17 protein-coding genes are annotated in these 16623 nt (G+C 67.6%); 6 read left to right on the top strand and 11 right to left on the bottom strand.

Translation table 11 applies throughout. The features are described 5' to 3' along the window. The first annotated feature begins 24 nt into the window (after nt 1-24). Complete coding sequence (gene mgrA, locus ACFSXZ_RS08360; protein ID WP_378263040.1) at nt 25-1053, top strand: L-glyceraldehyde 3-phosphate reductase; 1029 nt, start codon at nt 25-27, stop codon at nt 1051-1053. 16 nt (nt 1054-1069) lie between these two features. On the opposite strand, the gene ligD is transcribed toward mgrA, so the two are convergent. From ligD to ACFSXZ_RS08345, 3 genes are all read right to left on the bottom strand, one after another. Next, nucleotides 1070-1999 carry a non-homologous end-joining DNA ligase gene (gene ligD / locus ACFSXZ_RS08355; RefSeq protein ID WP_378263039.1) on the bottom strand — a complete coding sequence of 310 codons (930 nt, stop codon included), beginning with the start codon at nt 1997-1999 and terminating at the stop codon, nt 1070-1072. A 28-nt stretch (nt 2000-2027) separates the two neighbouring features. Next, the gene (locus ACFSXZ_RS08350) at nt 2028-2492 is read right to left on the bottom strand and encodes a GreA/GreB family elongation factor (RefSeq protein ID WP_378263037.1); all 465 of its coding nucleotides are present in this window, start codon (nt 2490-2492) and stop codon (nt 2028-2030) included. A 257-nt stretch (nt 2493-2749) separates the two neighbouring features. Continuing rightward, a complete protein-coding gene (locus ACFSXZ_RS08345) occupies nt 2750-4195 on the bottom strand; it encodes a glutamate decarboxylase (protein WP_378263035.1) in 1446 nt (481 codons plus the stop codon). 128 nt (nt 4196-4323) lie between these two features. Here ACFSXZ_RS08345 and glnA point away from each other — a divergent pair, with 128 nt between their 5' ends. Then, the gene (gene glnA / locus ACFSXZ_RS08340; protein ID WP_378263033.1) at nt 4324-5748 is read left to right on the top strand and encodes a type I glutamate--ammonia ligase; all 1425 of its coding nucleotides are present in this window, start codon (nt 4324-4326) and stop codon (nt 5746-5748) included. Between the two features lie 41 nt (nt 5749-5789). On the opposite strand, the gene ACFSXZ_RS08335 is transcribed toward glnA, so the two are convergent. From ACFSXZ_RS08335 to ACFSXZ_RS08315, 5 genes are all read right to left on the bottom strand, one after another. After that, entirely contained in the window at nt 5790-6338 is a 549-nt protein-coding gene (locus tag ACFSXZ_RS08335) for an IS1096 element passenger TnpR family protein (RefSeq protein WP_378263031.1), read from the bottom strand. 249 nt (nt 6339-6587) lie between these two features. Next, nucleotides 6588-7439: an oxidoreductase gene (locus ACFSXZ_RS08330; protein WP_378263029.1), complete on the bottom strand. Its 852-nt coding sequence runs from the start codon at nt 7437-7439 to the stop codon at nt 6588-6590. A gap of 254 nt (nt 7440-7693) precedes the next feature. Next, on the bottom strand, nt 7694-8041 hold the full coding sequence (locus ACFSXZ_RS08325) for a hypothetical protein (protein ID WP_378263027.1): 348 nt from the start codon (nt 8039-8041) through the stop codon (nt 7694-7696). A gap of 18 nt (nt 8042-8059) precedes the next feature. Further along, entirely contained in the window at nt 8060-8770 is a 711-nt protein-coding gene (locus tag ACFSXZ_RS08320) for a tryptophan 2,3-dioxygenase (RefSeq protein ID WP_378263025.1), read from the bottom strand. Between the two features lie 35 nt (nt 8771-8805). Beyond that, nucleotides 8806-9816 (bottom strand): methyltransferase, encoded by a 1011-nt coding sequence (locus ACFSXZ_RS08315; RefSeq protein ID WP_378263023.1) that lies wholly within the window; start codon nt 9814-9816, stop codon nt 8806-8808. A gap of 305 nt (nt 9817-10121) precedes the next feature. Here ACFSXZ_RS08315 and ACFSXZ_RS08310 point away from each other — a divergent pair, with 305 nt between their 5' ends. Next, entirely contained in the window at nt 10122-10724 is a 603-nt protein-coding gene (locus tag ACFSXZ_RS08310; RefSeq protein ID WP_378263021.1) for a LysE family transporter, read from the top strand. Between the two features lie 92 nt (nt 10725-10816). Here ACFSXZ_RS08310 and ACFSXZ_RS08305 read toward each other — a convergent pair whose 3' ends face one another. Beyond that, nucleotides 10817-11458, bottom strand: coding sequence for a glyoxalase (locus ACFSXZ_RS08305; RefSeq protein WP_378263020.1), 642 nt, complete (start codon nt 11456-11458; stop codon nt 10817-10819). Nucleotides 11459-11650: 192 nt separating this feature from the next. Beyond that, on the bottom strand, nt 11651-11812 hold the full coding sequence (locus ACFSXZ_RS08300) for a hypothetical protein (RefSeq protein ID WP_378263018.1): 162 nt from the start codon (nt 11810-11812) through the stop codon (nt 11651-11653). Nucleotides 11813-12209: 397 nt separating this feature from the next. On the opposite strand from ACFSXZ_RS08300, the gene ACFSXZ_RS08295 reads away from it, so the two are divergent. Next, nucleotides 12210-12989, top strand: coding sequence for an ATP-binding protein (locus ACFSXZ_RS08295; RefSeq protein ID WP_378263016.1), 780 nt, complete (start codon nt 12210-12212; stop codon nt 12987-12989). Nucleotides 12990-13066: 77 nt separating this feature from the next. Next, the gene (locus tag ACFSXZ_RS08290) at nt 13067-14551 is read left to right on the top strand and encodes a carboxylesterase/lipase family protein (RefSeq protein WP_378263015.1); all 1485 of its coding nucleotides are present in this window, start codon (nt 13067-13069) and stop codon (nt 14549-14551) included. A gap of 24 nt (nt 14552-14575) precedes the next feature. Here the strand turns inward: ACFSXZ_RS08290 and ACFSXZ_RS08285 are convergent, their stop codons facing one another. Then, the gene (locus tag ACFSXZ_RS08285) at nt 14576-15436 is read right to left on the bottom strand and encodes an SDR family NAD(P)-dependent oxidoreductase (protein ID WP_378263013.1); all 861 of its coding nucleotides are present in this window, start codon (nt 15434-15436) and stop codon (nt 14576-14578) included. Nucleotides 15437-15582: 146 nt separating this feature from the next. Between ACFSXZ_RS08285 and ACFSXZ_RS08280 the strand changes: the two genes are divergently transcribed. Next, complete coding sequence (locus ACFSXZ_RS08280; protein ID WP_378263011.1) at nt 15583-16443, top strand: helix-turn-helix transcriptional regulator; 861 nt, start codon at nt 15583-15585, stop codon at nt 16441-16443. Nucleotides 16444-16623: the final 180 nt, after the last annotated feature.

Here is a 16623-nt window from a genome sequence, read left to right as displayed (position 1 = left end):
TGGTCGCTGGCCTAAGCTGGTCCCATGACCTGGATTCCGGACCCGAGCCGTTACGACACCATGCGCTACCGCAGGACGGGCCGCAGCGGGTTGCTGCTGCCCCTGCTCTCCCTCGGACTCTGGCACAACTTCGGCCACGACCGTCCATTCGAGACACAACAGGCGATCTGCCGCCGCGCGTTCGACCTCGGGGTGACCCACTTCGACCTGGCGAACAACTACGGGCCGCCGTACGGGTCGGCGGAGGAGAACTTCGGCCGCCTGCTGCGCACCGATTTCCGGCCGCACCGCGACGAACTGGTGATCTCCACCAAGGCCGGCTACGACATGTGGCCCGGCCCCTACGGCAACCTCGGGTCGAGGAAGTACCTGCTGGCCTCGCTGGACCAGTCCCTGAACCGGATGGGCCTGGACTACGTCGACATCTTCTACTCCCACCGGTTCGACCCGGACACGCCGCTGGAGGAGACGATGGGCGCACTGGACACCGCCGTGCGCTCCGGACGCGCCCTCTATGCCGGCATCTCCTCCTACTCGGCCGCCAAGACCGCCGAGGCGGCCGCGATTCTGCGTGAAATGGGCACGCCGCTGCTGATCCACCAGCCGTCCTATTCGATGATCAACCGCTGGATCGAGGACCAGGATCTGCTCGCCACCCTGGACGAAGTGGGCGCCGGCTGCATCGCGTTCTCGCCCCTGGCTCAAGGCCTGCTGACCGACCGGTACCTCGACGGCGTGCCTGCCGACTCCCGCGTGGCCACCGGTGGTGCGCTGAAGCGCGAAATGCTCACCGACGACAACCTCGCCAGGGTGCGGGGACTGAACGAGATCGCCGCCCGGCGTGGTCAGAGCCTCGCCCAGCTCGCCCTCGCCTGGGCGTTGCGTGACGAGCGGATGACCTCACTGGTGATCGGCGCCAGCAGCGTCGGGCAACTGGAGGCGAACATCGGCGCCCTGCGGAACCTGTCCCTCAGCGACGACGAACTCGCCGAAATCGACACCTACGCGCGCGAGGGCGGGATCAACATCTGGGCCAAGTCGAGTACGCGATGAGGTTCTGAAAGCGCTTTCACTCCAGGCCGTCGCGGTCGGCCCATTCCAGCAGGGTTTCCAGCGAATAGGCCTCGTCGTCGATACCCTTGTGCAGGTCGCCGAGCCGGGCGAACCGGGCGGGCACGGTGGCGATGGTGCAGTCGCGCGGGTCCACGTCGTCGATCTCGTCCCAGGTGACCGGCGTGGACACGGTGGCCTCGGGCACGCCCCGGACCGAGTACGCGCTGGCGATCGTGTGGTCCCTGGCGTTCTGGTTGTAGTCGACGAACACCTTCTCCGGGTCGCGGTCCTTGCGCCACCACGCCGTCGTCACGTCGTCCGGCGCGCGGCGCTCGACCTCCTTGGCGAAGGCCAGCGCGGCGCGCCGCACGTCGGAAAAGCCCCACCGGGGCTCGATCCGGATGTAGATGTGCAGCCCGTCACCGCCCGAGGTCTTGGGCCATCCCACCGCGCCGAGTTCGCCGAGCACCTCCCTGGCGACGCGAGCCGTCCGGCGCACGCGGTCGAATCCGCAGCGCGGCATCGGGTCCAGGTCGATGCGCCACTCGTCCGGCCGCTCCGTGTCCGCCCGGCGCGAGTTCCACGGGTGGAATTCCACAGTGGACATCTGCACGGCCCAGATCACGCTGCCCACCTCGGTCACGCACAGTTCGTCGGCGGTCCGGTTGTATCGCGGGAACTTGACCCGCACCGTCTCCACCCAGGGCGGCGCACCATGGGGAATCCTTTTCTGGTGCACCTTCTCCCCCGAGACGCCGGACGGGAAACGGTGCATCATGCACGGGCGCTCGCGCAGCGCGCGGACGATGCCGTCCCCCACCGCGAGGTAGTACCGGACCAGATCGAGTTTGGTCTCCCCGCGCGCGGGGAAATACACGCGATCCGGATGGGAAATGCGCACGGTGCGCTCGCCCGCCTCGACCTCCACCGCGGAATCCTTGGTCATGCGTGTCGAAGGTAGCCGGTAAACCCGGCTACGGCAGGTCCATGGTGATGATGTGTGCCTCCACCTCCCCGACCGGCGCCCGGTAGGTGATCGTGTCGCCGGGCTTGTGCCCGGTCAGCGCGGTCCCGAGCGGGCTGTTGGCGGTGATCATGCTGTCCTCCTGGCCGGCCGGGATCTCCTCGGTGACCGCGACGACCACCATCGTCTGTTCGCTGCCGTCGGCGAACCGCAGCTTCACCCGGGTACCGTCCGGCACCCCTTCGCCCACGCGCCCCCTCGCCAGGAGTTCGGACAGCGAGGCGATGCGGTCGTCGATCGCGGCGAGTTCGTCCCCCAGCCGCAGCGCGAACGCGCTGTCGGCCTGATCGCCCACCGGGTCCCGCGATCGGACTTCGGCGGCCAGCTCCTCACGACGGTCACGCAGCGTGGCGATCTCCTGCTGAATACCCTCGCGCGCGGCGTCGTCGAGCGCGGTACGGCGGGCGTCGGTCATGGGGGCTCCTTCCTGTTGCCTCACGCGCCGACGGGCTTGAACCGCGCTCAGTGGCTCTGGGCACTTCAAGCGCGCTGCCGGTCGCGCGAGCCTTTCGGGCTCACCGTGGTGGTCGCCTTACCTGACCACCCGGTTACCCACTGCCGGTCGGCGGATGCACCGTCGGCCATGGAGAAAGCGGCAGTCCATCAGCCGAGTATCCCCCTGGCCACGAAAACGGGAAACTCGGTGCGCGCGCGATCACGGTGGGTGAAACGTCACCGACCCGCGGAGTGCCCGTGCGCCTTGGACTGATGCGCGTGCCGCATGTCCGCGCCGTGCGAAAACGAAGCGGCCTCGCGTCCGCGCTGCGGTTTTTCCTGCCGTCGCAACCGGGGCAGAATTTCCTTCAGGTCACTCATGAACAGGTCGGCGAGATCGTGGCTGAAACCGTTTCGCACGACGATCCGCAACACCGCGAGATCCTCACGGTTGGCCGGGAACGTGTAGGCCGGGACGAGCCAGCCGTGTTCCCGCAACGCCGCGGAAACGTCGAACACCGAGTAACCGTCGTCCTGGGCGAGCGTGAACGCGAACACCGGGAGCTCCGTGCCGTCACTGAGCAAACGGAACGGGCCGAGTTCGCCGATCCGGCGGGCCAGGTCGGACGCGACCTCGCGGCAGTAGCCCTGTACCCGTCGGTAACCGTCGATGCCGAGGTTCAGGAACGTGAAGTACTGGGCCGCGACCTGCGCACCGGGGCGCGAGAAGTTCAGCGCGAACGTCGGCATGTCACCGCCGAGGTAGTTCACCCGGAACACCAGATCCTCGGGAAGGGCCTCCTGGTCACGCCAGACCACCCAGCCGACGCCGGGATAGACGAGCCCGTACTTGTGGCCCGAGGTGTTGATCGACGCCACCCGGGGCAACCGGAAGTCCCACTCCAGGTCCGGGTCGCAGAACGGGGCGATCATGGCTCCCGACGCGCCGTCCACGTGCACCGGGATGTCCCAGCCGCGCTCGGCCTCCAGACGGTCCAGCGCGGCACAGATTTCGGCGACGGGCTCGTAGCTGCCGTCGAAGGTCGAGCCGAGCACCGCGACCACCCCGATGGTGTTCTCGTCGCAGTACTTGACCGCCTCCTCCGCGGTGAGGTGGTAGCGCTCGCCGTCCATCGGCACCAGGCGGGCCTCCACGTCCCAGTAGTTGGCGAACTTCTCCCAGCACACCTGCACGTTGATGCCCATCACCAGGTTCGGCTTCCCGCCGGTGCGGCCCGCCTTCTCGCGGGCGTGCTGCCACCGGCGTTTCAGCGCCAGGCCGGCCAGCATGCACGCCTCGCTGGAACCGGTGGTGGAGCAGCCGACGGGATGGTCGGGCTCGGGCGCGTGCCACAGGTCCGCCAGCATCCGGACACAGCGCTGCTCCAGCTCGGCGGTGCGCGGATACTCGTCCTTGTCGATCATGTTCTTGTCGAAGCACTCCGCCATCAGCGTCCTGGCCTCGGGCGGCATCCATGTGGTGACGAAGGTGGCGAGGTTCAGCCGGGCGTTCCCGTCGAGCATCAACTCGTCGTGAACGACCTGGTAGGCGATGGCGGAATCGAGTTCGCCGCGGGGCATCCGGTTCCGCGGGATCCGCACCGGCTCCCGCGTGAAGACCGGGTTCACACTGAGTTCTCCGCGACCGGACCGGTGCGGCTGGGACGGATGAGCCAAGGTCATTCGACGATCTCCTAACGGAAGGCTGCCGCCGATAGTAGGAGAATCGTCGCGGAGCGTCCGCTGTCCACGCCGGATACTGATACCGTGATTGTTCTCCCACTCCCCCGGACAGAAGGGAGCGAACGACGATGTTCACCGGTTCCGACGAGGTTCTCCGATTCATCACCGACGAGAAGATCCAGTTCGTCGATGTGCGGTTCTGCGACCTTCCGGGGATAATGCAGCATTTCACCGTCCCGGCGGCCGCGTTCGACGCCGAGGCGTTCGAAGAGGGCGTCGCCTTCGACGGCTCCTCCGTGCGCGGTTTCCAGTCGATTCACGAATCGGACATGCTGCTCCTTCCGGACCCGTACACCGCGCGGCTGGACCCCTTCCGGGCCGAGAAGACGTTGATGATGAACTTCTTCGTGCACGATCCGTTCACCCGCGAGCCCTACAGCCGTGACCCGCGCACCATCGCGCGCAAGGCCGAGCAGTACATCAGCGAGTCCACCATCGCCGACCGGGCGTACTTCGGGCCGGAAGCGGAGTTCTACATCTTCGACTCGGTACGGTTCGACACCACCGAGAACGGCGCGTTCCACCATGTCGATTCGGTGGAAGGCTGGTGGAACACCGGACGCGACGAAACGGGCGGGAACCGCGGCTACAAGACCCCGTACAAGGCCGGGTATTTCCCGGTCGCCCCGCGTGATCACTTTTCCGATCTGCGCGACACGATGGTGCTCAACCTCGCGTCCGTGGGCATCGACGTGGAAAAGGCCCACCACGAGGTGGGCAGCGGTGGCCAGGCCGAGGTCAACTACCGGTTCAACACCCTGCTGCACGCCGCGGATGATCTGCAACTGTTCAAATACATCGTGAAGAACACCGCGTGGGCCGCGGGCAAAACGGTGACGTTCATGCCCAAGCCGCTCTACAACGACAACGGTTCCGGTATGCACTGTCACCAGTCGCTCTGGGACGAGAACGGCCCGCTGTTCTATGACGAAAGCGGCTACGGCGGCCTGTCCGACCTGGCACGGCACTATGTCGGCGGCATCCTCCATCACGCGCCGAGCCTGCTCGCCTTCACCAATCCGACGGTGAATTCCTATCACCGCCTGGTCCCGGGATTCGAAGCGCCCATCAACCTCGTCTATTCCCAGCGCAACCGCTCGGCCTGCGTGCGCATCCCGGTCACCGGATCGTCGCCGAAGGCCAAACGCATCGAATTCCGCTGCCCGGACTCGTCGGGCAATCCGTACCTCGCCTTCTCCGCGATGCTCATGGCCGGACTCGACGGCATCAGGAACAAACTCGAGCCCCCGTCACCGATCGACAAGGACCTGTACGAGTTACCGCCCGAAGAGGCGCACAACGTCGCCCAGGTGCCCGCGTCCCTGGACGCGGTCATCGACCGTCTCGAAACCGACCACGAGTACCTGCTCGCCGGCGGCGTGTTCACCCCCGATGTGCTGGAGAACTGGATCGACTTCAAACGCGAACACGAGATCGACCCGCTCCGGTTGCGTCCGCACCCCTACGAATTCGCGCTCTACTACGACGTGTAGTCCCGGGAGCCGTTTCAGTGCCCGGCCAGCGAAAACGCCGGTCAGGCCACGCTCCCAGGCCGTCTACAGGCCGTCCGAGCGAAGGACACCAGCCGTTTCGCGCTCTTACCGCGGCACCGCGCTCGAAGCTCGGCCCTGGCATCATCCTCGGTCAAGCCGGTGACAATGACCGGTTCGCCTAGCAGGGTTGCGGGAACCGGGAAGGAGATCTCCTCCTCGAGCACGGTCAGGAACGCGGTCGTCTCCTCCGCTTCCCCGTAGGCGTCAGTCAAAATGGTCTCGACATCGTCGTGCAGGCGCGCCGCTGCTTCCGGGCCACCGCCAGACAGACGGGCGAACCGGGCGTTGATGTCGGCCCGGTCGTAGGGAATCCAGGCTGGTTCGTCGTCGCCCTCGCACCAGTCCTCGACCGGCGCGTCACCGCGGCCCGCCACACAGACCGGGTAGCTGGCGGCCGGATCGGGCTCGGCGGATTTCTCCATCTCGATGTCGTGCGGCCAACGGTCACCGAAGTCGTACATGTAGGAGATCGACTTGCGATGGCGGTCGAAAACCTCGGCTATCGTGATCTTGTTCTCGTTGCCGTCCACGGGCCGTCATACGTCGTCGAAGAACGACCGCCGACGACGACCGGCAGCAACGACAAACCACCGGGTCAACCCCAAGGCGGCTGAACACGGCCACGCCGCCAGTCCTCGACTTCTCCGGACGAAGCCAACCGGTGGCGAGCAAGGCGTCGATGGCACTGACGTAGCCGTTCTTGGCAACAACGGCCTTACCGGCAGCGGCGCTTGGAGGTACGGTATTTGCGGCACCTGCTCGCCGACGAGTGAGAGGCGTCAGTAGCGCGTATCGACCAAAGTGGACTCCCACTGGTCCAGATCCGCCAGCTGGCGCTGAAGTTTCTCCCGGATCCGGCCTACGGCTTCCGGTCCGAGCGGTAGCCGCAACGGCGTGCCGTCCTTGCCCGCCAGATCGACGATGATCGCGGCGGCTTTGGCCGGGTCGTTGGGCTGGTTGCCGTCCTGGTCCCGGAAGCGCGCACGGAGGGCGCCTGCCGGGGTTACCCGGTAATCGGCGATGGGCTCGGCGAAGGTCATGGACCTGCCCGCGAACTCCGTGCGGAACGGCCCCGGCTCGACGATGACCACGCGGATACCGAAGGGCGCGACCTCCCCGGCGAGCGCCTCGGACATCCCTTCCAGCGCGAACTTGGACGTGGCGTAGATGGCGTGCCCGGGATTGCCGACCACGCCACCCACCGACGACATCTGCACGAAGCACCCGTGACGGCGGGCACGCATGTGTGGCAGCACCGCGCGGGTCACCGTCATCACGCCGAACACGTTGGTCTCCATGACCTCGCGCACCTGTTCTCCGGAAAGCTCCTCCAGCGCGCCGACCAGGCCATGCCCGGCGTTGTTCACCACCACGTCGATCCGGCCGAACCTGGCGATCGCGGCCTCGACCGCCCGGTGCACCGATCCCTCGTCGGTGACGTCAAGGCGGGCGGTGAGCACCTGTTCCGGCGCGCGTTCGGCGAGATCCTTGACGGCGCTCACGTCGCGCGCCGTCGCCACGACCCGCCCGCCACGGGCGAGGACGGTCTCGGCCAGCGTGCGGCCGAAGCCGGTGCTGGTACCGGTGATCAGCCAGACGCGTCCGGCCTGGTCCTGTGCGGTAGAGGTCATCGGGTGCTGCTCCCGTGCCGTGGTAGTTTGCGTCTCGAGGTAAATTAGCGTATCGGCCGGATTTCGCGGCAGTTCCGGCAAATCCTCGCTCCCGCCGCCGCGCGGCACGAATTCACCGTCGGCGATTGGGAAGCACTCTCGGTCCTGCGACGCTCCGAGGAAGAGTTCGGACCGGCTTCCCGGCACGACGTCACCCGATAGTCCGCAGGCCGGGAGGTCAAGGAGCGGGTTCGTGACGAGAGGCCTGGCGACCCTTACCGGAGGGCGACGGTGAGCAGCATCACGGAGTCGGCGAGCGCGTCGACACCGTGACGTTGCGGTGGCATGGGCAACAACTCGCCGTTGTCGAGGAGCCATTCGTGATCCGCGGTGTGCAGGCGGACCCGCCCGGTGAGTACCTGGAGCGTGGCCGCGGCGGGGGCGTCGTGATCGGCCAGCCGCGTCCCCTCGGTCAGGGCGATCACCGTGCCCCGCTGGGACGTGCTCGACGCGATGGTGCGGGCCGCGCGACCGGAGGGATGATCGCGGGCCTGGTCCAGCAGTTCCCCGGCGAGTTCGGCCAGCCGGACCACGGCGTGGTGATCCGGCGTGTGGTCGCTCATGGCACCCTCCGGACTCCGTCAGCCGAGCGCGTGGAGTTCGGGGAAGAACCGATGCTCCGCCGCCTTGCGCAGCCAGCTTAGCCCGCTGGTGCCCGCGGTGCCGGGCTGAGTGCCCAGGACCCGCTCGACCACGACCAGGTGCTCCGAGCGCCAGCGGGTGAAGTTGTCCGCTATGTCCGCCAGTGCCTGGCCGATGTCGAACAGATCGGGATGGTGTGCGGGATTCCGGTAGACCTGCCGCCAGGACCAGGCCATTCGCCGGCGCAACAAGCCGGTGACGGCGTCGGGAAGGCTGTGGTCCCGGTGGACACCGACCAGTTCGGCGTACACCTCCGGCTGGTCACGGTGCCTGTCGAGCAGATGAGCGTCCTTCTTGCCGAGCATGAACTCGAAACGACGGTAGGCCGCGGACTGAAAGCCCGACGCCGAACCGAAGGCATCCCGGAATTCGGCGTAGTCGCCCGGCGTCATGCCCCGCAGCAACTGCCAGCAGGTGAGGAGAACCGATTGGGTCTGCCGCACCCGGGTCAGCGCGCGCAACCCGGTGTGCGTGTCGTCGTTGTCGAAGGCGTCGCGGGCCGCCCGTGCCTCGATGAAGGCGAGGTCGAAGAGGATCTCCATGACCTGCGCCGACATGAGGAAAGACGGTTCGGCCGCGGCGGAGGTCAACGGGGAAGTCGCCGCGCGCAGCGTCTGGACACCGACATACTCGGCGAAACTCGTGTCCATGTTTCCTTTCCACTCTGCCTGACAAAAACCGGCGGTCAGCCTGCGACACATTCCACGATGGCGTGCGCGGCGGACACCGGGACGATCCGGGCCACCCGCATCCCGGCGCCGCGGACCAGAGCGCGGGTCTCCTCTTCGGTCCGCATCCTGCCGTCGGTGTAGGTCAGGAGCCGGAGGTCCAAATCGGTGAACCGCGGCCAGTAGCTCTCGTCGAACGGGAACGGCTCGATGATCAGGATCCGGCCGTCCGGTTCGACGGCTTCGGCGCAGCGCGACAACAGAAGCCGGGCACGATCGTCGTCCCAGTCCTCCAAGACGTCGTAGACGAGCATGACATCCGCGCCGGTCGGCAGCGGATCGAAGAAACTCCCGCCGTGCACGCGGCATCGTTCGGCCACGCCCCGCGCGCCAAGGCTGCCCAGCGCGGCCTCGGCCGTCTCGGGCAGGTCGACCAGCGTGCCTCGCAGATGGGGAACGGCGCTCAGCAGTTCACCGAGCAGAATGCCCATGCCACCGCCGACGTCGGCCACGTGCCTCACGGTGGTCCAGTCGTAGCGGGCCACGATCTGCCGGGCCAACTCCTTCGACTTCGCCGCCATCACCTGGTTGAACGAGTCACGAAACCGCGGATCGGTGTCCAATGTGGTACGGAAATCCTCACCGGCGGCCTCCCGGTAGGCGTTCGCTCCACTTCGGACAGTTCCCAGCAGGTGCGGGAACGCGAGATCGGCGCGGCCGAGACCGCCTTCGAGGTCGAGCCACTCCCGCAGGACGCCGGGGTGATCGGACTTCAGCGTCTCGGCCGCCTCGTTGAGGCCGAACACCTCAGGCTCGGTTTCACGGAAGACACCACGCAGAACCAGGTGACGCAGCAACCGGGTGAGCCGGTCCGGGTGAGCCCCGCACTTCAGGGCGAGCGTGGTGGCGGGAAGCGGGCCGTCGGCGAGGATGTCGGCCACGCCCAGCGTCGCGGCGATCCGCACGGCATACGGTGTGACCAGGTCGGCGAGTGCCGAGACATCCACGGGTCCCGCGGTCGTGCTCAAGCCTGTCCTCCTTCGGCGGGCGACATCGAAATTTTCTTCCGCGAGAAAACTCGCAAGGCGAATGAACCAGGGATTTCGACAGGTGCGGACCCGGCATTCGAAAGGAACCCTACGAGAAACGCGCATGGCACGACAGGGGGCTGAGGAAGATTTGAGCTTCACCCGCGAATCCCCCGAAGGTGGATCAAACCATGGTCAAGCGTGTCTCAAATCTTGCTCAAGACCGCTTTTTGCCGGTGATGTTCCGCTCCTACGTTAAGCGAACACGCGGAGAACGTGGACCGAATCGAGGTGAACCGACCGTGATGACGATTTTGGCCGTCGTCGGGGTGTACCTGGTGGTGGTGATGATCCCGGGGCCGATCTTCGTCTTCGTGGTGCACACCGCGTCGACCACTTCCCGCCGCGCCGCTTTCGCGGCCGCCGTCGGCATCACCGCCGGCACCGTCGTACTGGCAACCGCCGCGGTGCTCGACGCTCGAGGAATTCTGGGGCATTCCACCGTGCTGGACCGCCTGTTGCGCATCGTGTGCGGTCTCTATCTGGGTTATCTCGGCATCAAGCTCTGGAAGAGCACGCGGAAACCCGCCGATGTCGCCACGGACGAACTGACCATGCCGAGCCGCCGCTTCTTCTGGCGCGGCGTGGTCGCCACCGTCACCAATCCCAAGGCACTGCTGCTGTTGGGGGGCCTGTTCGCGACGCTGGTACCTGGCGGAGTCTCGCTCGGCTTCCGTGGCGTCATCGTCGTCGCCATCGCGGTGGCGACACTGTGCTGGCACGCGGCACTCGCGATGACCTTCTCCACCGGCCTGATCCAGCGCGCATACGGCAGGATGCAGACCAAGCTGGACATCATCGCGGGCACGCTCTTCGTCGGGCTCGGGACCGGCATCGCGCTCAGCTGAGGACTGGTCCACCTACCCCGGCGGTCGCGCGGCGGCACCTCCACCGCGCAACCCGACCGGGACGTGAGGTTCGCGACCGTCGTGCCCTGAAGTCACCGACCGTGACCCGCGCGCGAGGTCGGGACCGAAGCGGTCTCCCAGACGAACCCGTCCGGGTCGGCGAAGGGTTCGGCAGCGCCGACGACCGCGATCCGGTGCGATCCCGTTCCGTCGGGCGAGACTCCGGCGTCCTTGGCGAGGGCACGACGCCGGTACAGAGCCAGTTTGACCGGGCTCGACCCGGTGTCGAACTCGACGTACATGCGGCCGAAGCTTTTCCCCACGGTGAGGCCCCGGTCGAGGTAGAACCGCTTGCTCGCCGCGACGTCGTCGACTCCCAGCAGGAGCACGATGTCGTTGATCCGCCGGGTCGCCGGGCCGGTGTCCTTCTTCGCGGATGTCGCGACCTTCCAGATCGTCCCGTCCGGAGCCTGAACGACACCGCCGTAGCCCCACAGCGATTTCGCGGCGGGCTTGAGGGCTGTCGCACCGGCTTCGATCGCGGCGTCGATCAGGGCCTTCGCGTCGGCGGGCTGGGAAACCATGAGCGACAGCGTGAAGCCGCGGAAACCCGTGCTCGATTCCTGCGACGTCCGCAGGCGCAGCCGGTCGCCCAAGCCGAAGGCAGTGTTGTAGAAGTGTTCGGCGGCCGCGGTGTCGGCCACCTCGAGGGTGATGGATTCGATGGAAGTCATGGCGAAAACGCTAGGTGGCGCCGGCCCGCCGGCGCTTCTCGATTCCTGACCGGCTCGCGAGCATCGTCGCGGTGGCCACGACGGGATGGCCCACGAATCCGAGCGGAACTCCAGGGTGCGCACGGCGGTGACGGCTTCGGGGTCTGGGCGCAGAGCAGGCCGAGGGAGACCCCGCGGATAGCCGCTTCTCACTCAGGCGGAAACCGGGGTCGCGATCCGGCCCTCACGCTCCGGCGCCTTCGTACCGCGCATGTCCGGAAAGCGCTGTTCGAGGTCCACCAACAGCGGCGCCAGCGCCATCAGCACCAGCAGCCCAAGCCCCGCGTACGCACCCACCACTGTCATGATCGTCATTTCGGCTCCCGAGTCCCCGTGCCGCCCGCTCCGGCGGCCCGCAACCAGAATCGCCGGCCGAGGGGGTACGCCGGATCAGCCATCCGGCGGTCAGACCCTGGCCGAACGGCCCGTTCCCCCGGCCCGTTCGGCCGACCGGCCGACGCGCTGGATCCGGATATGGATAGCCGCGACATCCGGAAATGGATAGTGGATACCTCCGAAGGATACCGACCCCCGCCCTGGCCGGTATCTGATCACGGGTTCGGTTCGGGGTGACGTCGATTCCCCGACCTGGCCCGGGACCGGTCGATTGCTCCGGGTGGCGATGTTCGGGCTGACCGTCGGCGAGATACGCGGCTCGCTCCCCCCGGTGCCACTTCTCGATCGAATAGCCGAACACGGCGTCGAGTCCTTGATGGCATCCCCTACCGAGACCCCTGATCTCCGGGACTACGCCGAACTCGCCGCCAGCGGCGGTTTTCCACAGCCTGTCCTGCGTTTGCCACCCTCCGAGCGTGGGCCCTGGCTGGAAAGCTATGTCGATCAATTGCTCACCCGTGACATCGAAACGATCACGACCCACCGTGATCCGCGGTTGCTGCGGCGATACCTGGAATCGTGGGCGTTGAACACCGCGGGGGTCACCGACCACCGCGCCATCTACGAAACGGCCGGAATAGCCAAAGCGACCGGAGAGTCCTACGAGCGATTGCTTCGCAACCTCCTGATCATCGACACGCTGCCGGCCTGGTGGACCAATCGCATCAAAAGGCTGGTCCGCGGCCCGAAGCGGTACGTCATCGATCCCTCGGTCGCGCTCGCCGCCCTTCGTGTCGGCGTCGCCGGACTGATGAAGGACGGGGATCTGCTCGGCCGCATCGTCGACACGTTCGTGATGGCTCAACTCCGCGCCCAGGTCGCCGGCTGTGAAACCCGGCCCCGCCTTTATCATCTGCGCCAGGAAAAGGGGCAGCACGAGATCGACGTCGTCGTGGAATACGGCGGCGGGCGCGTGTTCGCGTTCGAAATCAAGGCGAGCAGCGCACCCACCCGCGACGACGCCCGGCACTTGGCGTGGCTGAGCGCCGAACTCGGTGACCGGTTCCTGGGCGGTGCCGTGCTCCACACGGGTCCGAGGGCCTTCCGGCTGGGCGACGACATCGCCGCCGTCCCCATCGCCGCCCTGTGGAGCTGAGTCCGCCGCTCGAAAGCGCGAGGCGGAAGATGCGATACGGTCGTTTCCGGGGCACTGTAAGCGAAGGAAGGACACAAATGCCTACGGCCACCACCCGGCACGGCGCCGTCCTCGGCGAAACCATCGACGGCGTCACCTCGTTCAAGGGCATCCCCTACGCCGCGCCGCCTTTCGGCCCGAATCGCTTCCTGCCTCCGCAGCCGGTCGAGCCCTGGGACGGCGTCCGCGACGCACGCGACTACGGGCCCACCGCGCCGAAGGCCCCCTACCCCGCTCCCACCAGCGAACTCCTGCCCGAACCGGACATCCCCGGCGAAGACTGCCTGAACCTGAACGTCTGGACCCCCGATCCGGCGGCCAGGCTGCCGGTCATGGTCTGGGTGCACGGTGGCGCCTTCACCAACGGCTCCGGCTCCGTGCCCAGCTATGACGGCAGCCGGTTCGCCCGGGACGGCGTCGTCTGCGTGACCATCAACTACCGCCTCGGCGTCGACGGGTTCCTCTTCCTCGACGACGGTGCGCCCGCCAACCTCGGCCTCCGCGATCAAGTGGCGGCGCTGCGCTGGGTCCGGGAAAACATCGCCGCGTTCGGTGGCGACGCGGACAACGTCACCGTGTTCGGCGAGTCGGCAGGCGGCATGAGCATCGGCGCCCTGCTGGCCGCGCCCGAGGCCACCGGTCTTTTCCGCCGCGCCGTCCTGCAGAGCGGCGCCGCGCACCACGTCGTCACGGCGGCGACCGCGGACCGGATCGGCCGTCACCTGACCACGATGCTCGGCATCCCGGCGACCAGGGAGGCGATCGCGGCGGTCCCCGTCGAGCGGGTCGTCCAGACGGTGCAGGAGTTGCGCGCCGCGATCACCGCGGAACCCGATCCCGCCCGGTGGGGCGAAATCGCGTACAACCTCATGCCCCTCGAACCCGTGGTGGACGGCGACTTCCTGCCGACCACCCCGATCGAGGCGATCGCGGCAGGCTCCAGCGCGGGCGTCGACGTCCTGGTCGGCAACAACAGCGACGAGTTCCGGTTCTTCCTGGTGCCGGCCGGCGTCATCGACCACATCGGCGATCCGGCCGTGCGCGCCACGGCGGCCGGGTACGGCCTCGACGCGGACAAGGCCGTCGCCACCTACCGCGCCAAATACCCGGACGCGTCCCCCGGTGATCTGATGGCGGCTCTGGCCACCGACTGGTTTTACCGGCTTCCGGCCATCCGCCTCGCCGAAGCGCGTGAGGGCCGTCCAGGCTCCAGCTATCTCTACGAATTCGCCTGGCAGCCGCCCACCTTCGAGGGGCGCCTCGGCGCCGGTCACACCATCGAGATCCCCTTCGTCTTCGACAAACTCGACGATCCGGCGTTCGCCCCGCAACTCGGCGCCGAACCGCCGCAACCGCTCGCCGACGCCATGCACGCCGCCTGGGTTTCCTTCGCCACCAACGGAAATCCCGGCTGGCCGGCGTATGACACCGCCCACCGGACCACCATGCGTTTCGACACCACCCCGGAAATCCTCACCGACCCGGACCCCGACCAGCGAACGTTGTGGGACGGGCATCGCTGAAAACCTCCACCCGGGCCGCCGGCCTCATCGGGCAGGCGCCCCGGCGAGGTCGGCGGTCGCCTCCCACACCCGCGCGGCCATGACCGGATCGAGACCGGCCTTGCCCTGCCGGCGAACGGCCGGGTAGCCCCGGAGCCCGCCGAAGCCGTCCGGCCCGACGTAGGAGTTGCCGGGAACGTCCTGGGTGGCGGCGTAGAGCACCGAAAGCGCTCCACGCTCCGGATCGTTGGTGAGGAAGGTAAAGCGGTTGATGAAGTTCGACCGCGAATGGGCGGCCAGGGCGGTGCGGGCGATACCCGGGCTGGCGAGCACCGAGCGGACCCGGCTGCCGGATGCGCTCAGCCTGCGCTGAAGTTCGAGAGAGAACAGCACGCCGGCGAGCTTCGACGCCTCGTAGGCCCGCATCCCGTCGTACTTGCGCGTGCGCCAGTCCAGATCGCTCAGGTCGATCTTGCCCTGCCGGTGCAGTTGGCTGGTCGCGTGCACGACCCGATCGGTGATGTGCTCGAGCAGGAGGTTGGTCAGCACGAACGGACCGGTGTGGTTGGTGGTCGTCTGCAGATCGAGGCCGTCCGCGGTGCGCTCGGCGGGGATGTCCATCACACCGGCGTTGTTGATCAGAATGTGGAGGTCTCCCGACCAGGAGCCCGCGAAGGCTCGCACCGAGGTCAGATCCGCCACGTCGAGCGGCCGGATGTCGAAGGTGCCGGGCACGCCGGTGACGGCGCGCTGAGCCTTGCCGGTGTCGCGGACACCCATCACGACGTGGGCTCCCGCGCGAGCGAGCTCACGCGCCGTGATCAGGCCGAGGCCACGGCCCGCGCCGGTGATCACCACCGTCCGGCCGGTCAGGTCCGGAAGGTCGTTCGCTGTCCACTTGGTCATGGGTTCGGCTCCGTTGTCTTCGGTTCGGGGCGATCGGTGATCGCCCCGACAGTCAACGTGCCGCGCCACGGGCGGGGGAAGGACACGCGCAACCACTGACTGGCAGGTCGTGGCTCAGCCACGCCGGAGGGTCGACGATAGGAACCATGAACCGTACGTTCGACCGCTCATCCCTCGGCGCTTTCCTGCGCGCCCGGCGCGCGGCGCTGCAACCGGAGGATGTCGGACTGCGCAGAGGGCAACGACGGCGTGCCCCGGGGCTGCGTCGCGAGGAGGTGGCGGAGCTGTGCGGTATGTCCGCCGACTACTTCGCCCGGCTCGAACGCGGCGACGGTCCGCAACCGTCGGAACACATGGTCGCGGCCATCGCCCGTGGCCTCAGGTTGACCCCGGACGAACGCGACCACGTATTCCTGCTCGCCGGCTACCGCACCGCCCACCGTGACCTGCGGGCCCAGCACGTGAGTCCAGGGCTGATGCGCGTGATGGACGGCCTGACCGGCACCACCGCACAGGTCATGGGCCCACTGGGCGAGACCTTGCTGCAGACCCCTTCCGCAGTGGCGCTGCTCGGCGACCAGACGCAGTACGCCGGCAATGCGCGCTACGCGCCGTACCGCTGGTTCACCGATCCGGTCGAGCGAGAGCGCTACGACCCCGAGGATCACGGTGAGAACAGCCGGATCAACGTCGCGCTCCTTCGCAGCGCAGTCACCCGGAACGGACCCGGCTCCCCGGCGGCCGACCTCGCCGACCTCCTGCAGCGCACCAGCGCCGAGTTCGCCGAACTGTGGCAGCGCCACGAGGTGGGCCTCCGCTGGAGTGACACCAAACGGTTCATCCATCCCCAGCTCGGCCGGCTGGACCTTTACTGCCAGCTCCTGCTCGAGCCGGACCAGGGGCAGTCGCTGCTCGTCTTCACCGCCACCCCAGGCACTGAAAGCCACGAGAAACTCGCTCTGCTCACGGTGCTGGGGACCGACCAGTTCGCTTTCGACACCGAATAGGCCCGGTTTCCCGCCGGGCTCGACCGGCCACGACCGTACGGGTGTCGCTGTCCACGCCCTGGGCCGAAGGATCCCTTTTTTGCGCGGGCCGTACCAAATCGTTGGCCCGTTCAGCCCAAAAAACCCGGATTTCAACGACGATGCGGTAACGCGCTGGCACAATCGCGGCGGGTAGAGCGT

The organism is Amycolatopsis pigmentata, from assembly GCF_042684065.1.
GTDB lineage: Bacteria > Actinomycetota > Actinomycetes > Mycobacteriales > Pseudonocardiaceae > Amycolatopsis_E > Amycolatopsis_E pigmentata.
This window is presented reverse-complemented; position numbering and strand designations above follow the sequence as displayed.